Source organism: Streptomyces atratus (assembly GCF_014648655.1).
GTDB classification, from domain to species: domain Bacteria; phylum Actinomycetota; class Actinomycetes; order Streptomycetales; family Streptomycetaceae; genus Streptomyces; species Streptomyces atratus.
Genome location: NZ_BMRN01000004.1, coordinates 426321 through 443251, shown reverse-complemented (window position 1 = coordinate 443251; position 16931 = coordinate 426321). Strand labels below are relative to the sequence as shown.

Annotated in this window: 14 protein-coding genes and 1 pseudogene; 5 read left to right on the top strand and 10 right to left on the bottom strand. The window is 69.4% G+C overall.

The window, feature by feature from the left end; genetic code table 11:
- Positions 1–242: 242 nt before the first annotated feature.
- The 8 genes and pseudogenes from IEZ15_RS09995 to IEZ15_RS09965 form a co-directional block, all read right to left on the bottom strand.
- Positions 243–1640 carry an 8-oxoguanine deaminase gene (locus tag IEZ15_RS09995; RefSeq protein WP_093895919.1) on the bottom strand — a complete coding sequence of 466 codons (1398 nt, stop codon included), beginning with the start codon at positions 1638–1640 and terminating at the stop codon, positions 243–245.
- A 44-nt stretch (positions 1641–1684) separates the two neighbouring features.
- Positions 1685–1828: pseudogene (locus IEZ15_RS44575) on the bottom strand (purine permease); the annotation flags it as partial.
- A gap of 60 nt (positions 1829–1888) precedes the next feature.
- Positions 1889–2836 (bottom strand): factor-independent urate hydroxylase, encoded by a 948-nt coding sequence (gene pucL, locus IEZ15_RS09990; protein ID WP_189275925.1) that lies wholly within the window; start codon positions 2834–2836, stop codon positions 1889–1891.
- A gap of 7 nt (positions 2837–2843) precedes the next feature.
- Complete coding sequence (uraH, locus tag IEZ15_RS09985; protein WP_114247467.1) at positions 2844–3233, bottom strand: hydroxyisourate hydrolase; 390 nt, start codon at positions 3231–3233, stop codon at positions 2844–2846.
- On the bottom strand, positions 3233–3745 hold the full coding sequence (gene uraD / locus IEZ15_RS09980; protein ID WP_114247466.1) for a 2-oxo-4-hydroxy-4-carboxy-5-ureidoimidazoline decarboxylase: 513 nt from the start codon (positions 3743–3745) through the stop codon (positions 3233–3235). Before uraD ends, uraH begins: the two co-directional genes overlap by 1 nt.
- Positions 3746–3936: 191 nt before the next feature.
- Entirely contained in the window at positions 3937–4317 is a 381-nt protein-coding gene (locus IEZ15_RS09975; RefSeq protein WP_189275922.1) for a helix-turn-helix domain-containing protein, read from the bottom strand.
- On the bottom strand, positions 4314–4565 hold the full coding sequence (locus IEZ15_RS09970; RefSeq protein WP_114247464.1) for a YkoF family thiamine-binding protein: 252 nt from the start codon (positions 4563–4565) through the stop codon (positions 4314–4316). Before IEZ15_RS09970 ends, IEZ15_RS09975 begins: the two co-directional genes overlap by 4 nt.
- 98 nt (positions 4566–4663) lie before the next feature.
- Positions 4664–5860 (bottom strand): lactonase family protein, encoded by a 1197-nt coding sequence (locus IEZ15_RS09965; RefSeq protein WP_189275920.1) that lies wholly within the window; start codon positions 5858–5860, stop codon positions 4664–4666.
- Positions 5861–6084: 224 nt separating this feature from the next.
- Between IEZ15_RS09965 and IEZ15_RS09960 the strand changes: the two genes are divergently transcribed.
- From IEZ15_RS09960 to IEZ15_RS09950, 3 genes are all read left to right on the top strand, one after another.
- Positions 6085–6924, top strand: coding sequence for a TIM barrel protein (locus IEZ15_RS09960; protein ID WP_189275917.1), 840 nt, complete (start codon positions 6085–6087; stop codon positions 6922–6924).
- 47 nt (positions 6925–6971) lie between these two features.
- The gene (locus IEZ15_RS09955) at positions 6972–7871 is read left to right on the top strand and encodes a 2-hydroxy-3-oxopropionate reductase (RefSeq protein WP_189275915.1); all 900 of its coding nucleotides are present in this window, start codon (positions 6972–6974) and stop codon (positions 7869–7871) included.
- A 217-nt stretch (positions 7872–8088) separates the two neighbouring features.
- On the top strand, positions 8089–9546 hold the full coding sequence (locus IEZ15_RS09950; protein WP_189275913.1) for a catalase: 1458 nt from the start codon (positions 8089–8091) through the stop codon (positions 9544–9546).
- A 285-nt stretch (positions 9547–9831) separates the two neighbouring features.
- Here IEZ15_RS09950 and IEZ15_RS09945 read toward each other — a convergent pair whose 3' ends face one another.
- Entirely contained in the window at positions 9832–12936 is a 3105-nt protein-coding gene (locus IEZ15_RS09945; protein WP_189275910.1) for a tetratricopeptide repeat protein, read from the bottom strand.
- Between the two features lie 143 nt (positions 12937–13079).
- Here IEZ15_RS09945 and IEZ15_RS09940 point away from each other — a divergent pair, with 143 nt between their 5' ends.
- On the top strand, positions 13080–13985 hold the full coding sequence (locus IEZ15_RS09940) for a hypothetical protein (protein ID WP_189275908.1): 906 nt from the start codon (positions 13080–13082) through the stop codon (positions 13983–13985).
- Between the two features lie 67 nt (positions 13986–14052).
- Here IEZ15_RS09940 and gcl read toward each other — a convergent pair whose 3' ends face one another.
- Positions 14053–15828, bottom strand: a complete 1776-nt coding sequence (gene gcl / locus IEZ15_RS09935; RefSeq protein WP_189275906.1) for a glyoxylate carboligase — start codon at positions 15826–15828, stop codon at positions 14053–14055.
- 351 nt (positions 15829–16179) lie between these two features.
- Between gcl and IEZ15_RS09930 the strand changes: the two genes are divergently transcribed.
- Positions 16180–16908, top strand: a complete 729-nt coding sequence (locus IEZ15_RS09930) for a hypothetical protein (protein ID WP_189275974.1) — start codon at positions 16180–16182, stop codon at positions 16906–16908.
- Positions 16909–16931 lie beyond the last annotated feature (23 nt).

The following is a 16931-nucleotide window of genomic DNA, read 5'->3' as shown; positions in this document are numbered from 1 at the left end:
CAGCTGGTGCGGGCAGCTTTGGTGCAGGTGGGGCAGGTCGTGCAGCTGGTGCGGGCAGCTTTGGTGCAGGTGGGGCAGGTCGTGCAGCTGGTGCGGGCAGCTTTCTTCACCGGTACGGGGGGCGCGTACGTGCAAGTACCCGCCCCCTGCACCGGTTGCCGTGGACCCCGCTCGGGTCCACGGCGGTCGGCCGAGGGCCGTCCCCCTCGGCCGGCCGGTATCGGGGGGGGTGTCCCGGAGCGTCAGGCTCCGGCGGCGATCTGCGCGAGACGGCGGGCCTCGTCGCGGGTGGCGCGGGCGATGGCGTCCTCGTCCGCGGTGATCAGGTGGTTGCCCTCGACGACCGGCTTGCCGTTGACGAGAGAGAGGGTGACGGGGGCCGCGGCGCCGAAGACGAGTGCGGTCACCGGATCGGCGATGGAGGCGTGGGCGAGGGTGTCCAGCTTCCAGAGCACCAGGTCGGCGAGCTTGCCTGGCTCGAGGGAGCCGATCTGGTCGGCGCGGCCGAGTACCTGGGCGCCGCCGTACGTTCCCAGGCGCAGGGCCTGACGGGCATTCAGGGCCTTTTCGCGATGGGCGCCGAGGCGGTTGATGAGGAGGGCGTTGCGCAGTTCGGTGTGGAGTTCGCCGGACTCGTTGGAGGCGGTGCCGTCGACACCGAGGCCGACCGGGACGCCCGCGGCGAGCATGTCGGGCACCCGGGCGATGCCCGCGGCGAGCCGGGCGTTGGACGAGGGGCAGTGCGCCACGCCCGTTCCGGTGCGGGCGAAGGCGGCGATGTCGGAGTCGTTCATATGGACGCAGTGCGCCATCCATACGTCGTCGCCGAGCCAGCCGGTCGACTCGAAGTAGTCGGTCGGGCCCATCCCGAACAGCTCGTGGCAGAACTTCTCCTCCTCCACGGTCTCCGATCCGTGGGTGTGCATGCGCACCCCCTTGCGGCGGGCCAACTCGGCACCCTGTCGCAGTAGTTCGGTGGAGATGGAGAACGGGGAGCAGGGTGCGACGGCGACCTGGGTCATCGCGTCGAACGAGGCGTCGTGGTGCGCGTCGACGGTCGCCTCCGTCCCGGCGAGCGCACCGTCCAAGGTCTCCACGGCGAAGTCCGGCGGCAGCCCGCCGTCCTTCACGCTGCGGTCCATGGAGCCGCGGGCGAGGGTGAACCGTACGCCCATGTCACGAGCGGCCCCGATGATGGCGCCGGACAGATCACCGGTCCCCTGCGGGTAGACGTAGTGGTGGTCCATGGCCGTGGTGACGCCGCCGCGCGCCATCATGGCGAGCGAACCCTGCGCGGCGGCGCGGACCATCGGCTCGTCGATGCGCGCCCATGTCGGGTACAGCGCGACCAGCCAGTCGAACAGGTTGTGGTCGGTGGCTAGGCCGCGGGTGATCCACTGGTAGAAGTGGTGGTGCGTGTTGATCAGGCCGGGGGTGACCAGATGCCCGGTGCCGTCGATGCGGCGTACGACGTTCTCCAGGCCCTCGGGTGCCCGGCCCGCGCCGACGGATTCGATGCGATTGCCCGCGACGACGACATGGCCCGAGGCGTACTCGGTGTCGTCGGCGTCGACGGTCGCGATCGAACAGTTCTCGATGACGATGCGTTCCACGTGCTCAGGAGCTGCCGATGCTGCCATGGTGCTTCCTCTTCCTTGTCCGGCGATGTGGGCACGGCAGGACCCTAGGAGGATTTGAGTGCCACAGCCGGGTGGCCGTGGGTGCCGAGATGGTGGAAGAACAGATTGAGCAGGACCGTGACGAGCACCCCGGCGCTGATGCCGGAGCCCGGGACGGTCTGGGCCCAGGGCGGGAATCCTGCGTAGAAGTCGTACGGGAGCTCGTCCCCGGGGCCGCTGCAGTGCCCCGGGGATTTTTGCGTCTCGCGTCAGAGGTTGGTCATGTCGACCGGGATCTGCGGCTCGATACCGTCCCGCAGAACGGTGGCCTCGATCAGGCCGTACGGGCGGTCCGCCGCGAAGTAGACCTCATTGTCGTTCTTGAGCCCGAACGGCTCCAGGTCCACCAGGAAGTGGTGGTTGTTCGGCAGGGAGAAGCGGATCTCATCGATCTCGCTGCGGCTGTTGATCACCCGCGAACCCATCTGGTACAGGGTCTGCTGCAGCGAGAGGGAGTACGTTTCGGCGAAGGCCTGCAGGATGTGCTTCTTGGCCTGCTCATACGACTTCTCCCAGTTGGGCATCCGGTCGGCGTCGCTGGTCCAGTTGTAACGCCAGGCGGCGGAGACGTCGGTGCACAGGATGCGGTCGTACGCTTCCTTGAGCGTCGTGTACTTGTCCTTGACGTAGCCCCAGAACTCCGAGTTGGTGGAGTTCATGACCGTGAGGTCCTTGAGGCCGGAGATGATCTCCCACTTCTCACCGTCGAAGGTGATCTGCGCAGTACGCAGCTCCTGGCCCTTGCGGGCGAAGGAGTGGTTGATCTCGTCCGAGCCGATGAACCTCGAGTTGTTGTCCGAGGTCGCGATGCGCTCCCAGGAGTACTCCTGGATCCGGATGCGCGCGACCTTGATCGGCTCCTGCGACGTCACGAAGTGGCGGGCGAGATGGATGCCGAACTGTTCGGCCGACTCGATGCCGTGTTCCTTGGCGAACGCGTACACCGTGTTCTTGGTGGTGTCGGTCGGCAGGACGTGGGCGTTGGAGCCGGAGTAGTGGACATCCTCCATGTCTCCGGAGAGGGCGATGGAGACGTTCAGGTCCTTGATGTGGTGGGTGTCTCCGTCCCGCGTGATCCTGACGACGCGGTTCTCTGCTTTGCCGTACTGGTTCTGGCCGAGGATCACAGGGCGGGGGCGGTGGGAATCGGCGGTCATGTCGGTGCTAGCTCCCTCGGTATACGGAGTAGCCGAACGGGTTGAGCAGCAGCGGTACGTGATAGTGCTCGCCCGGCCTGACGGCGAAAGTGATCGCCACCTCCGGGAAGAACGCACCGCTGTCCCTTACGCGGGGGGCGTCCTGCTGCGCCTCGGCTTGCTTCTTGGAGAAGTACGTCTCGACCTCGAAGTCGAGTCGTACGTGAGTGGTGCCTTCCGGCAGGGCCGGCAGGTCCTTGCACCGCCCGTCCGCGTCGGTCGCACAGCCGCCGAGCGCCACCCAGGCGGCTTCCGGGCCGGAGCGGGCCGAGAGCGAGACGGCGACACCTCCGGCGGGGCGTCCGACGCTGGTGTCCAGGATGTGCGTGGACACCGATGCGGTGGTTCTGGTGCTCATCAGTCCTTGTCCTCTTCCACGAGACGGGTCAGCCGGATTCGGTTGATCTTCCCGAGTTCGGTGCGCACGATGTCGCGCTCCTGCTCGGGCGAGTTCCCGATCCGGGACTTCACCGCGTCGCGCATCTGCTCACCGGTGGCTCCGGTGGCGCAGATCAGGAAGACATGTCCGAACCGCTCCTGGTAGGCCAGGTTCAGTTCGAGCATCTCGGCCTTGAGTTCCTCGGTGGCGTCCGCCATCCCCCGCTGTTCGCGGGAGGAGGTCGGGTCTTTGGGCTTCGGGCGGCCGATAGGCGGGTGACCGGCCATCGCATCGGCCAGATCCTCCGGGGTCAGTGCGGCCGTGGCGGCGTCACCGGCAAGGAGTAGGGCTTGTGCGGTGACGTACGGGCGTCGGGAGAGGATCGCTCTCCCCCATGCCGCACTGGCACACACCTCGTGCAACACGGCGGTGGCCTCGTCGTCCGCCAGGGTGTTGAACCGGGCGAGGCCCGGTGTGGAGCTCGAAGTCACGGGAGCCTCCGTGGCTGTTTTCGCTGTGCGTCTCTTCGCGTCGCGTCGGTCGGGCTGCGGATAGCTAACGCCCTCCACAACATCACGTCAACACTTTGTTGAAATTACGCGAACGTAAAAGGCCGTCGCCCGATGCTCCGGACGACGGCCCTCCGTGGCCTTCCACGGCCTTCACTCACCTACGGCCTCAACTACTCGCCTTTGGCGGCATTTTCCTCCCTGTTGAGGTAGTTGTAGACGGTGAAGCGGCTGACCCCCAGCGCACCCGCCACCGTCTCCACGCCGCGCCGTACGGAGAAGGCACCGCGTGCCTCCAGAGTTCGCACCACCGACTGCTTGGCCTTGCGGTCCAGCTCGGCGAGCGGCATACCGTGCCGGCGCTCCATGGCGGCCAGGATGTGGTCGAGCGATTCCGAGAGCTGGGGCAGCCGGACGGCTATGACGTCCTCGCCCTCCCAGGCCAGCACGACGTCGTCGGCCTGCGCCTGCTCGGGCCCTAGCAGTTCGGCGCCCATGGCGTCGACGAGCGGCTTGACCGCGGTGACGAGGGGGTGGTCCGCCGGTTCGGTCACTTCGAGCCCTCCCCGATGACGTTGACCTGGAGCGACACCCGTGTGGCACCCGATGCCAGGGCTCTGCGCAGCAAGGAGTCCACCGCGGTGAGCACCTGGTCCGCGCCGCCCTCCGCCGTGTTGCCGAAGGGCCCGACGTCCACGGCGTCCAGGTCGGCCGTCTGGATGACCTCGCGGGCCACGACCGCGTGGGCGGGCGCCTCGTCGAGATCGAAGGGCTCGGTGGTGAACTCCACTCTCAAGCGCACTGTGCCTCCCTCATGCGTTCGCCACGTCTTCGTGAACCCGCGGCTCGGGCCCGACCCTAACGGACGGGTGCCGGGGCCGTCCGGTGACGGTTTCGCCCTCAATCGCCGGCCGGGCTCGTACTCCGGTACGGAAGCACGCAGACGGCCACCGGGGCGGGGAAGGCGTCACCGGTGCGCGTCAGGCCGCCGCTGCGGGCGTCGACCCGGAACACCGTCACCGTGCTCGACCTCTGGTTCGCCGCGAAGAGCAGCTTCCCGTCCGGCGAGAAGGCGATCTGCCGGGGGAAGTCGCCGCCGACGGGCACCGTGTCGAGCAGCCGCAGTACGGCGCCGTCGTCCTCGACGGCGTATCGCGTCAGGCTGTTGTGGCCCCGGTTGGCGAGGTAGGCGAACCGGCCGTCTCCGGTGACCAGGAACTGCGCGGGATAGCTGGTACCGGCGCCGGTCCCGGTGGGCTGCGGGGCGCCCGGGGACAGGATGCCGGTGGCCGGGTCGTAGCCGCAGACGACCGCGGTGTTGTCGACCTCGCAGGCCAGGTAGGCGAAGCGGCCACCCGGGTGAAATGTGATGTGGCGCGGTCCGGCCCCGGGGCGCAGGGCCGCACAGGAGACCTGGTCGAGCGTGCCGCGGTTCTCGTCGAGCCGGTACGTGTACACGGAGTCGTTGCCCAGGTCCACGGCGAGGATGTGGTCGCCGTCCGGGGTGGTGACGATCTGGTGGGCGTGCGGCCCGTCCTGGCCGGGGCCAGGAGGCGGCGCGGTGTGGGCGACCAGGTCCGTGCGCTCCCCCAGCGAGCCGTCGCCCCGGATGGGGTGCACCACGACGCTGCCCGAGGTGTAGTTCGCGGTGAGCAGCCACCTTCCCGTGGGATGGACGGAGAGATGGGTGGGCCCCGCCCCGCCCGTGCTGCGGGTTCCCAGCACCCGGTGGCCGCCGTCCGGTGACAGGGCGACGGCCGTCACCCCGCCCCTGTCCTGCTCGTCGACTGCGTAGACGGTGGCGCCCGAGGGGTGCATGGCCAGGTACGAGGGGTTGTCGACGCCGGTGATCGCGGGGCCGGCGGAGATCGCCCCGGTGATGGCGTCGTACGAGGCCGTGCCGATTCCCTTACCGCCGCCCTCGGCCGAGGTGTACGTACCGAGCAGCAACTGCCAGGTGGTGCGCGGGCGCGAACCGACCGTGGGTGCGGAGTCCGGCGCAGGCCGGGGAGAGCCGGGCACCGCGGGGGCCACCGTCAGGGCGGCGCCGGCGAACAGGGCTCCGAGGACGGCGCGCCGGCTGGTGGCGTGGTTCATGCGAGGCACCTCGTGTGGGGGTCGGCTGCATCGGATGCACCAGCCACCCTGACCCGCCCCGCACCCACTCGGCAAGCGGCGCAATTCCGGTTGCACCTTGCACTACCCGCACGAAGGCACCCGGCCGAATTCCGGGCACCCCCTTGACAGCTCTCGCAGCTCCGGGCAATCTTCCGTCACGTAGAAACTAACTTCCGCAATACGGAAGGAGCACCGAAACCCTCATGGGCTACCCGGACCAGCGCTTCGATGTGAACCTTTCGATCCTCTTCACGGAACTCCCGCTCCTGGAGCGTCCCGCAGCCGCCGCCGCGGCCGGCTTCACCGCGGTCGAGCTGTGGTGGCCATGGATCGAGACCCCCACTCCGCCGCAGGCCGAGCTCGACGCCCTCAAGAAGGCGCTCGACGACGCAGGCACCCAGTTGGTGGGGCTGAACTTCTACGCCGGACAGCTGCCCGGCCCCGACCGCGGCGCGCTCTCCGTGCCCGGCCCGGAGTCGGACCGCTTCCGCGCCAATATCGAGGTGGCGGCCGGTTTCGCCGCCTCGGTCGGCTGCAAGGCGCTCAACGCGCTCTACGGCAACCGCGTCGACGGTGTGGACCCGAGCGCACAGGACGAACTCGCCCTGGAGAACCTGGCCGTCGCCGCCCGTGCGGCCGACCGGATCGGGGCGGTCCTGCTGATCGAGACCCTCAACAAGCCGGAATCGCCGCGCTATCCCCTGGTGAGCGCACCGGCCGGGATCGAGATCGTCGACAAGGTCAACGCGGCGACGGGGCTCGGGAACGCGAAGTTCCTGCTGGACCTGTACCACCTCTCGATGAACGGCGAGGACCTCGGCCAGGTCATCACGGCGTACGCCGACAAGACCGGCCACGTCCAGATCGCCGACAGCCCGGGGCGCGGCGCGCCCGGCACCGGTTCGCTCCCGCTGGAGCAGCTCCTCGACGAGCTGACGAAGGCCGGTTACGACGGCTGGGTCGGCCTGGAGTACAAGCCGGGCGACCGGCCGAGCGCCGAGGCCTTCGAGTGGCTCCCGGCCACCGCGCGGGCCGCCCGCTGAGGGCGGCCGACTCCCCCTCGCACACACGCTTATCGGAAGGCACCCTCATGAGCAACAACCTCCCCAAGGTTGCATGGATCGGACTCGGCATCATGGGCTCCCCCATGTCCGAGAACCTGATCAAGGCCGGGTACGACGTCACCGGTCACACCCTGGAGCAGGAGAAGATCGACCGGCTGGTCGCGGCCGGTGGCACGGGCGCGGGCTCGATCGCCGAGGCGGTCCGGGACGCCGATGTCGTCATCACGATGGTGCCCGCCTCCCCGCAGGTCGAGGCCATCGCGTACGGCCCCGACGGCATCCTGGAGAACGCGAAGCGCGGCGCGCTGCTGATCGACATGTCATCGATCACCCCGCAGACCTCCGTGTACCTCGCGAAGAACGCAAAGGAGAAGGGCATCCGGGTGCTGGACGCCCCGGTGTCCGGCGGCGAGGCCGGTGCGATCGAGGCCGTGCTGTCGATCATGGTCGGCGGCGAGCAGCCCGACTTCGGCGCGGCGCAGCCGATCCTCCGGGCGCTCGGCAAGACCATTGTGCTGTGCGGTCCGCACGGTTGCGGCCAGACGGTGAAGGCCGCCAACCAGCTGATCGTCGCGGTCAACATCCAGGCGTGCGCCGAAGCGGTCGTCTTCCTGGAGAAGTCCGGGGTCGACCTCGGCGCCGCGCTCGACGTGCTGAACGGCGGACTGGCCGGCTCGACCGTGCTGACCCGCAAGAAGGACAACTTCCTGAAGCGGGACTTCGCACCGGGCTTCCGGATCGACCTGCACCACAAGGACATGGGCATCGTCACCGACGCCGCCCGCAATGTCGGTGCCGCACTGCCCGTCGGCTCCGTGGTCGCGCAACTCGTCGCCTCGTTGCGCGCACAGGGCGACGGCGGCCTGGACCACTCGGCACTGCTGCGCTCGGTCGAGCGCCTGTCGGGGCAGCCCGTCGGGGCCTGACCCGTCCGACCCGGATAGGCCACCCAGAGACTTCCGGATGGCGTCGGCGCCGACACCTGTCCTGTCGCGCCCAGGCGTCGGCGCCGTCCGGAACACCAGACTCCAAATTTCAACAAACTGTTGACGCCTGGTTCGGGGCGTATTTACGCTCCTGGAGCCTCAAGCCGTCTCAGTTCAGCAGCTCAGCAGCTCCCGTACGGAAGGTCGCCCCGACACCATGACGCAGCGTGTGCTTACGACCGAGTCAGGCGCCCCGGTCGCCGACAACCAGAACTCCGCCACCGCCGGCGTCGGTGGCCCGATCCTCCTCCAGGACCAGCACCTGCTGGAGAAGCTGGCCCGCTTCAACCGGGAGCGCATCCCGGAGCGCGTGGTCCACGCCCGCGGCTCCGGCGCGTACGGCTACTTCGAGGTGACCGACGACGTCACCGGCTTCACCCGTGCCGACTTCCTCTCCGCCGTCGGCAAGCGCACCGAGACGTTCATCCGCTTCTCCACCGTGGCCGACTCGCTGGGCGGCGCGGACGCCGTACGCGACCCGCGCGGCTTCGCCCTCAAGTTCTATACGGACGAGGGCAATTACGACCTCGTCGGCAACAACACTCCGGTGTTCTTCATCAAGGACCCGGTCAAGTTCCCCGACTTCATCCACTCGCAGAAGCGCGACCCGTTCACGGGCCGTCAGGAGCCGGACAACGTCTGGGACTTCTGGGCCCACGCGCCCGAGGCGACGCACCAGGTGACCTGGCTGATGGGTGACCGCGGCATCCCCGCCTCGTACCGCCACATGAACGGCTACGGCTCGCACACGTACCAGTGGACGAACGCCGAGGGCGAGGCCTTCTTCGTCAAGTACCACTTCAAGACGAACCAGGGTGTGCGCTCCCTCTCCAGCGAGCAGGCCGCCGAACTCGCGGGCAAGGACGGCAACTCGCACCAGACGGACCTGCTGCAGGCCATCGAGCGCGGGGTGTACCCGTCCTGGACGCTGTACGTGCAGGTCATGCCGGCCGCCGAGGCCGCGGACTACCGTTTCAACCCGTTCGACCTGACCAAGGTGTGGCCGCACAGCGACTACCCGCTGCAGCGGGTGGGCCGGCTGGTCCTGGACCGCAATCCGGACAATGTGTTCGCCGAGGTCGAGCAGGCCGCGTTCTCCCCGAACAACTTCGTGCCCGGCATCGGTCCGTCCCCGGACAAGATGCTCCAGGGCCGGCTTTTCGCCTACGCGGACGCGCACCGCTACCGGCTGGGCGTCAACCACACCCAGCTCCCGGTGAACGCGCCGCGCACCGCCGTCGTCGACAACTACGGCCGCGACGGACTGCACGCCACGCGCAACGGTGCGCGCCACGACAAGAACTACGAGCCCAACTCGTACGCGGGCCCCGCCCAGACCGGCGCGACGCTCTCCGCCCCGCTCGCGATCCACGGCTGGACCGGCACCCACGAGGCGCCCGCCCACACCAAGGACGACGACTTCTTCCAGGCGGGCGAGCTGTACCGGCTGATGTCCGAGGACGAGAAGGGCCGCCTGGTCGCCAACATCGCCAAAGGCCTCTCCCAGGTCACCCGCGACGACGTGATCGAGAAGAACCTCGCCCACTTCCACGCCGCCGATGCCGACTACGGCAAGCGCGTGGAGGAGGCCGTCCACGCCCTGCGCGAGGACTGAGCCTCCCGCTGAACCCTGCTCGCGCCGTGTACCCGGATGAGGGGTGTCATACGGCGCGGGCAGGACGAGGTCGCGGCGGCTGTGCGACGCCAGTGCGGTGGTGAGGGCCCGGGGTGTCCCGTCTCCTGACCTGAAGGGGACGGGGCTTCGGGACCGATCGCCGCCGCCGCGACCCTGGTCTGCTTCACCCGTGCCAGGGCGCGGAGTACGGATACGGTCCCGAGCTCCGCGCCCTTCTCGGCGTGTGCGGCATGCGTGCCGGCCCCACCCGCCCAGCGGGGACGCTCACCCGGCCAGCAGATCATCCAGCGCGGACGCTGCGGCGAGGGTGCTCGGGTGATCCTCGCCCAGAGCGCGCGCACGGTCCTCCCGCACCGCGCGCATCGCCTCGATGGCGGCCGCCACGTCCCCGAGCTGCGCGGTGACCAGAGCCCGTCCGTACAACGTCGTGATCACCTCGGCATGGAGGGGATTTTGGTAGCGGGCGAGCCGGTCCGCGTGGAGGGCGTCCAGCTCTGCCAGGGCGGTGACCGGATCACCCAGCTCGGCCTTCAGCATGGCCATGTTGTAGCGGGAGATCATCACCGTGGGGTGGTTTGCGCCGTTGACCCGGCGCTGGTCCTCGATCAGCGCCTCGTGCAGCCTCAGCGAGCCCTCCGGGTCACCCAGTTCCCAGGTGTAGCGGGCGATGTTCAGCCGCACCACCAGCGTGTTGGGATGGTCCTCGCCGCGGATGCGCTCCACGTCCGGCAGGAGAGCGCGGTAGCCGCTGAGAGCCTCCTGCCGTCGCCCGGCCTCTCCCAGGAACCTGCAGATGTTCATCCGGCTGAAGACGACCTGCGCGTGGTCCTCCCCGAACACGGCGAGACGGTCGTGCAGCAGTTCGTCATGGAGGGCCAGCGCCTGCAGGGGCCGCCCGAGGACACCGTGCCAGTACGCGATGTAGTGGCGGCTCTCCAGCACGTCCTGATCCATCGGGCCGAGCACCCTGCGCTGATCCTCCAGCAACTCCTCGTGCAGCCGCAACCCCTCCATCATGTCCCCGCCCCGGCCGGTCCAGTACGCGATGTGATGCCGGGTGGCCAGAGTGCGCCGGTCGTCCGGGCCCAGGACCCGTATCTGATCGGCCAGCACGGCCCGGTGCAGCTCCACCGCCGTGTGGAAGTCGCCGGTCTCACCGGTCGCGTACGCGATCCGGTGCCGGGTCTCCAGCACCTCCGGCGCGTCCTGTGCGAGGACGCGCCGCTGATCCTCCAGCAGCTCCTGGTGCAGTTCCCGAGAACGCCGGTAGGAACCGGCCTTACCCGTCCAATAGGCGGCCCGCTCCCGTGCGCGGAGCGGAATCGGGGTGTCCGCGCCGAGACGCTCCGCCAAACGCTGGGCCCAGGCCGCCCATCGGTCGCGGTTGACCGTGGGCTCGGCAGCGGCGCGCTGCTCCAGGGCGGCGAGCAACCGCTCGTACTGCGACGGGTCGCGGAGCGCCGCCTGCCACAGGTGCTCCGGCTCGGCTTGTTCCGCGTAGGCGTGCAGCGGGTCGTCGGGCATGTGCTGATCCATGGGAGCCATGGTCTCCAACGCCCGGCACAGCGCGCGATGACCGGAGACCACGTCGAGTATCCCGGACAGGTACTCGACCAGGGTCTGGTGGTGCACCCCGAGGAGTTCGGTACCGTCGGGATGGTGCGCCCGCACGATCAGGCCCGGCAACAGATCCAGGACCTGACCGAGCGCGTCCTCGCCGGCCGGACCGCCCAGGTCCCCGGCTGCCCTGGCCAGCAGGGCGCGGGGCAGCTCGGCGCCGAGCCCGGAGGCCGCGAGCACGGCCAGAACGGCATCGACCCACTCCCCCCGCCCGTCCGGCGCCGCGTCCCGGGCCGGAAGGAGCACCCCCGCGTAGAGCTCCTCGTACGACACGCCGCCCGTGTGCGCCAGGGGCCCGAAGTCCGCGAGCAAGCGGGTGATCTCCCAGTTTCCGGCCGCTTGGCGCAGGATCTCCCGCCGTGCGTCCACGGAGTGGCTGTGGGCCGTCAGGTACGCGCTGAGCTGCCGTTCCCCAGCCGCCGCCAAGACCGACTCGCGGTGCCAGTCGTCCGGCAGGCGCACACCGTCCCGGCTGGTGACCACCAGGCCGAACCACGAGGGTGCCGCGTCGCTCAGCGTGGCCAGCTCGCGCATGACACCGACGCGGTTCGTGGGATGGACCTGGTCGAGTCCGTCCACGATCACGCGGACCGGCTCGCGGGACTCCATCAGGCCGAGCGGGCCGGCGACACCGAACTCCGCGGTACGCAGCGAGCCCTGGTCGTCCGCGGACGCCTGCGCCCTGTATGCCTTCTCGGCTTCCGGGAACCCCGGAAGGTACAGGCGCAGCTGACCGGCGAGCTGTGTCATGGAGAGGCCCGAGGTCCAGGCGGCGTCCGAGAGACGGATGACCGCGCAGATCGCCGGTGCCCCCTGCTCCGGGAGCAGTTCGGTGCGGCACAGCGCGGCGGCGAGCGTCGTCTTGCCCGTGCCCATGGCGCCGACCACGACCACGACCCGGTGCCGGCGGACCGACGCGGTGAACCTCGCCAGCTCGTCAGGGGCCTGGAAGTACTGAAGTGCGGGAACGAGCTCTTTGGCGGCACGCGTCCCTGCCAGCACGCTCAGGGACGCGTTGTGCGCGACGTTGTGGGCGATCCAGGTACCGTACGGGTCACCGGAGGCACTTCCGCCGCCGTCGTAGGAGGCCGTCTGCGGATCCTGCTTCACGAGCTGCGGATCCACCAGTCGGCGCACGGGGCCGGTGTACAGCTTCCCGCCCAGCCGGATGTCCCCTTGTCTGATCAGCCCGTTGAGGGCGACCGTGAACTGCAGACCGTACGCCAGTCGGCCGTCCGCCGACGAGAGGATCTCGACCCTTCGGCCCGTCTGCATGGCGGACCGGAACCAGGTGCTCGCGCCGGCGAGTACCGCGTAACCCGACATGCACGCGTCGACGATGACGGTGAGTTCCCGGACGCCGCCGTGACGCTGCGCAAGCGCGCGAAGTACCTGGGGAAGCTGCAGGGCCGTCTCCGGGCCGGGGACGGCCGGGGTGGAACATACGGGGAAGAGGAATTCGTCCTCCCTGCCGGCATGCCCGTGGCCGACGAAGCCGACCACCAGAGAGTCGCCGGACGCCGAGGCTCCGGCGAAGGACTCCGTGAGTGCGGCGGTCACCTCGTCGACCGTGGGATCGGTCAGCAGGCCGTCTCCCCATGCCGGCACGCACCCGCCGCGGAGGGGGTCCAGAAGCAGGGTGGTGAGCTCGGTGGCGCACGGTTCCAGCAGATCCAGCCTGCTCCCGGGCTTCTCCTCGCGGACGTCCCAGTGTGAAGCGATCACCAATGCCTTGCGTTCATCTGCCACCTGCTCATTATCGACACCGGAACTTCTTTCAACCAATCGCCCGGCCCGCAGAGTTGAGGAACTGACGACGGCCGCCGTTCGTCTTGGCGATGGAGTGCCGGCGCGTACGTGGGCAGCACGGACGCGGAACTGACAGGAGAGGCATGGCTGAGCTGGTCATGGTGCACGGCATCGGTCCCGAGGACGAGACCGAGGAGCAGCTGAGGACGGACTGGGTGCGCGCCCTGACACGCACCCTGCGTGAGAACGGCCGTCAGGAGCAGGCCGACAGGCTCCACGAAGGCTCGACGTCGGTCGCCATGGCCCATTACCGCAGCCTCTTCGCGCCCTACGTACCACAGGACGATTGGGACATGCCGTTCCCCGAACAGATGGCGCTCACCAGCGAGGCGGTCGGCGAGAACATCATGGACAACATCCACCGGCACGCGTCGGACCCGCTCGACAGCGCCGAAGCCGCCCGTGAACTGAGCGAACTGCGCACGGAGATCGGTCCTGAGCAGGGTCCGTACGCCCCGGTCCGGCTGGTTGTCGCGATGCTGGGCCGGCTCGGCCCGATCGCTCGCTCCGGTTTCGCCGCGCTCAGCAGCACCGGCGTATTCCACCTGGGCCAGGTGGCCGCCTATCTTGACGACGAGTCGGTACGCCAAGGGGCGATCGAGTCCGTGCTGTCCCGGGTGACGGGGGACACCAAGGCGGTGATCGCGCACTCGCTCGGCACCGTCGTCGCCTATGAGGCCCTGCACAGGCTCGACCGGCCGTTGCCACTGCTGGTCACCTTCGGCTCGCCGCTGGGCCTGCGCTCGGTCATCCGTGAACGGCTGCGCCCGCAACCGCTGCGGACGCCGGACCAGCTCAAGCGCTGGGTGAACATCGCCGACCGCGACGACTACATCGTCTCCACCCTTCGGCTGAGGACCCTGTTCCCCGAAACCGATGACGTACTGGAGCGCACGCACATGGTGAAGAACGCCAACGGCAATCCCCATGCTGCGCTGGAGTACCTCAAGCACTGGGAGACGGTGGCGCCTCTCGCGCAGGTGCTCTGACCGCTCCCGGGACACCGTGGTCCCCGCCCGGCTCCGGGGCGAGGACCACGGACCGGCCGACGTGCCGTCAGGGCGCGCGGAGCAGGCGGATCGCGGTCGGTGCGTGGGACGGGTCCGTCGCGATGTCCTCGAACTCGTTGACGGACGCGATGTCCGTACCGCTCATCGCGATGTTCGTCACGCGCTCCAGGATCGCCTCGACCACCACCGGGACCCGGAACTCCGCCGCCAGCTTCTTCGCCTCCTCGAAGGCCGGCAGCAACTGTTCCGGCTCGGTGACGCGGATCGCCTTGCAGCCCAGGCCCTCGACGACCTTGACGTGATCCACGCCGTAGCCGCCGATCTCCGGCGAGTTGAGGTTCTCGAACTCCAGGTTGACCTGGAAGTCGATGTCGAAGTTGCGCTGCGCCTGGCGGATCAGTCCCAGGTAGGAGTTGTTCACCAGGACATGGACGTACGGGATGCGGTGCTGCGCACCGACGGCCAGCTCCTCCAGCATGAACTGGAAGTCGTAGTCGCCGGAGAGCGCGACGACGGAGCCGTCCGGGTCGGCCGTGGCGACGCCCAGCGCGGCCGGGATGGTCCAGCCGAGCGGGCCCGCCTGGCCGCAGTTGATCCAGTGGCGTGGCCGGTAGACGTGCAGCATCTGCGCACCGGCGATCTGGGAGAGGCCGATCGTGGTGACGTACCGGGTCTCTGGGCCGAAGGCCCGGTTCATCTCCTCGTACACCCGCTGCGGCTTCAGCGGCACGTTGTCGAAGTGCGTACGGCGTTGCAGCGTGGCCCGGCGTTCCTGGGTGGACGCGGCCCACTCCGAGCGGTCCTTGAGCTTTCCGGCCGCCTTCAGCTCGCGCGCCACCTCGACGAACAGTTCCAGCGCGGCCTTGGCGTCGGAGGCGATGCCGAGGTCGGGGGCGAAGATCTTCCCGAGCTGGGTGGGCTCGATGTCCACGTGGACGAAGGTGCGGCCCCGGGTGTAGACGTCCAGCCTTCCGGTGTGGCGATTGGCCCAGCGGTTGCCGATACCGAGGACGAAGTCGGACTCCAGGAAGTTCTCGTTGCCGTAGCGGTGCGAGGTCTGCAGGCCGACCATGCCCGCGTTCAGCGCGTGATCGTCGGCGATGATGCCCCAGCCCATCAGGGTCGGGACGACCGGCACCCCGGTCAACTCGGCGAATTCCACCAGGAGTTCGGACGCATCCGCGTTGATGACGCCGCCGCCCGCGACGAGCAGCGGGCGCGCGGAGGCGTTCAGCATCTCCAGGGCTCGCTCGATCTGCTTGCGGGTCGCGGCGGGCCTGTGCACCGGCAGCGGCTCGTACAGGTCCGGGTCGAACTCGATCTCGGTGAGCTGGACATCGATGGGCAGGTCGATGAGGACCGGGCCGGGGCGGCCGGTGCGCATCAGGTGGAAGGCCTGCTGGAAGACCCCCGGGACCTGGGCGGCTTCGAGGACGGTCGTCGCGGCCTTGGTGACGGGCGCCGCGATCGAGGCGATGTCGACCGCCTGGAAGTCCTCCTTGTGGAGCACGGCGGTCGGGGCCTGCCCGGTGATGCAGAGGATCGGGACGGAGTCGGCGATGGCGGAGTAGAGGCCGGTGATCATGTCGGTGCCGGCCGGTCCCGACGTACCGATGCAGACGCCGATGTTGCCCGGGCGCGCCCGGGTGTAGCCCTCCGCCATGTGGGAGGCACCCTCGGCATGACGGGCGAGCGTGTGATGAATCCCGCCGGAGGCCTTGAGGGCCGCGTAGAAGGGGTTGATCGCCGCGCCCGGCACACCGAACGCGTTGCCGACGCCTTCGCGCTTGAGGATCTCAACTGCCGCTCGGGCAGCGGTCATTCGTGGCATTGAGTGCTCCTGCTCGGACCTGGTGGAGTCGGGCTCTGTCGCGCCACCTGAGAGCACCGATTCCGCATTGATTCCGCGTTTATTTCACATTGCGGAAACTTGATTCTGCTATGCGAAAGTCAATCTAAAGTGCGGCCGGGTGACCGTCAAGAGAGTGGGCGTGGGGCGGCCGATGCGCGCACCGGTCCACGAAGTACGCCAAGTCACCCCCCAGGGCCTCGCCCCTGGGGGACCATGGGGATACGGAGCGGAGTCGGCCCGCATCGGTCGGCGCCGGCGCGCTCGGGTGCGCCGAGGTGGCCCGTCGCCGGGGCGCGCGACCGGGGCCGGAGGGAGTTCATGGTGGAGTCGGTGCCGGTACGCTGCCCGGCCTGCCGCCGCGACCACACGTACAGCACACCGGCCTATCCCTGCCCGTGCGGTGCGCCGAGCGCCCCGCCCGTGCTGCGCGGCGCCCCGGTCGTACCCATCACGCACCGCACCTGGAACGACGACTGGGTGACGGTGCGCTGTCGCACCTGCGGGCGCCACGACCAGTGGCCGCAGCCGGAGCTGTGCTGCCCGTGCGGGACGGTGCTGCGGATACCGGTCCGGCCGGTGACGGAAACCGACAGCGCCCCCGGCCCCGCCGGCGGGGCCCGGCCCGACCGGCCGTCCCACATTCCGCTGCCGCGTACGGCGCCGCCACCCCGGCCGGCGTTCCAGCCCCTGCCGATCGGTACCGCACACGATGCGGTCGCGAGCGCCGCCCGGTATCTGAAGTGGCTGGGCTACCACGATGTCGTACAGCCGGCGGAGCGCTCCCCCGCGCGGATCGATCTGCGGGCCACCGGGCTGATCGCCCAGGTCGACGCGGTCTCCCGCCCGACCGTCCTGCGCGACGTCGAGTGCCTCTGGCTGAACGCGCTGAGCGCATCGGTCACGAGCGTGTTCTTCTCGCTCGCTGGGTACGCGCAGGACGCCGAAGCGCGCGCGGACGGCCTCGGCATGCCGCTCTTCGTCATGGACCGCACGGGAACGCCGCAGCCGGTCAACAGCGCCGCGGACCAGCTGATCAGCACCGGCGCCTGAGCCCGGGGCGCCATACTGGCCGT

Bases quoted from the DNA above. Each gene is read 5' to 3' on its own strand.
- IEZ15_RS09995 (WP_093895919.1), bottom strand. From the start codon at position 1,640: ATGGCAGCATCGGCAGCTCCTGAGCACGTGGAACGCATCGTCATCGAG.
- pucL (WP_189275925.1), bottom strand. From the start codon at position 2,836: ATGACCGCCGATTCCCACCGCCCCCGCCCTGTGATCCTCGGCCAGAAC.
- uraH (WP_114247467.1), bottom strand. From the start codon at position 3,233: ATGAGCACCAGAACCACCGCATCGGTGTCCACGCACATCCTGGACACC.
- IEZ15_RS09965 (WP_189275920.1), bottom strand. From the start codon at position 5,860: ATGAACCACGCCACCAGCCGGCGCGCCGTCCTCGGAGCCCTGTTCGCC.
- IEZ15_RS09960 (WP_189275917.1), top strand. From the start codon at position 6,085: ATGGGCTACCCGGACCAGCGCTTCGATGTGAACCTTTCGATCCTCTTC.
- IEZ15_RS09955 (WP_189275915.1), top strand. From the start codon at position 6,972: ATGAGCAACAACCTCCCCAAGGTTGCATGGATCGGACTCGGCATCATG.
- IEZ15_RS09950 (WP_189275913.1), top strand. From the start codon at position 8,089: ATGACGCAGCGTGTGCTTACGACCGAGTCAGGCGCCCCGGTCGCCGAC.
- IEZ15_RS09940 (WP_189275908.1), top strand. From the start codon at position 13,080: ATGGCTGAGCTGGTCATGGTGCACGGCATCGGTCCCGAGGACGAGACC.
- gcl (WP_189275906.1), bottom strand. From the start codon at position 15,828: ATGACCGCTGCCCGAGCGGCAGTTGAGATCCTCAAGCGCGAAGGCGTC.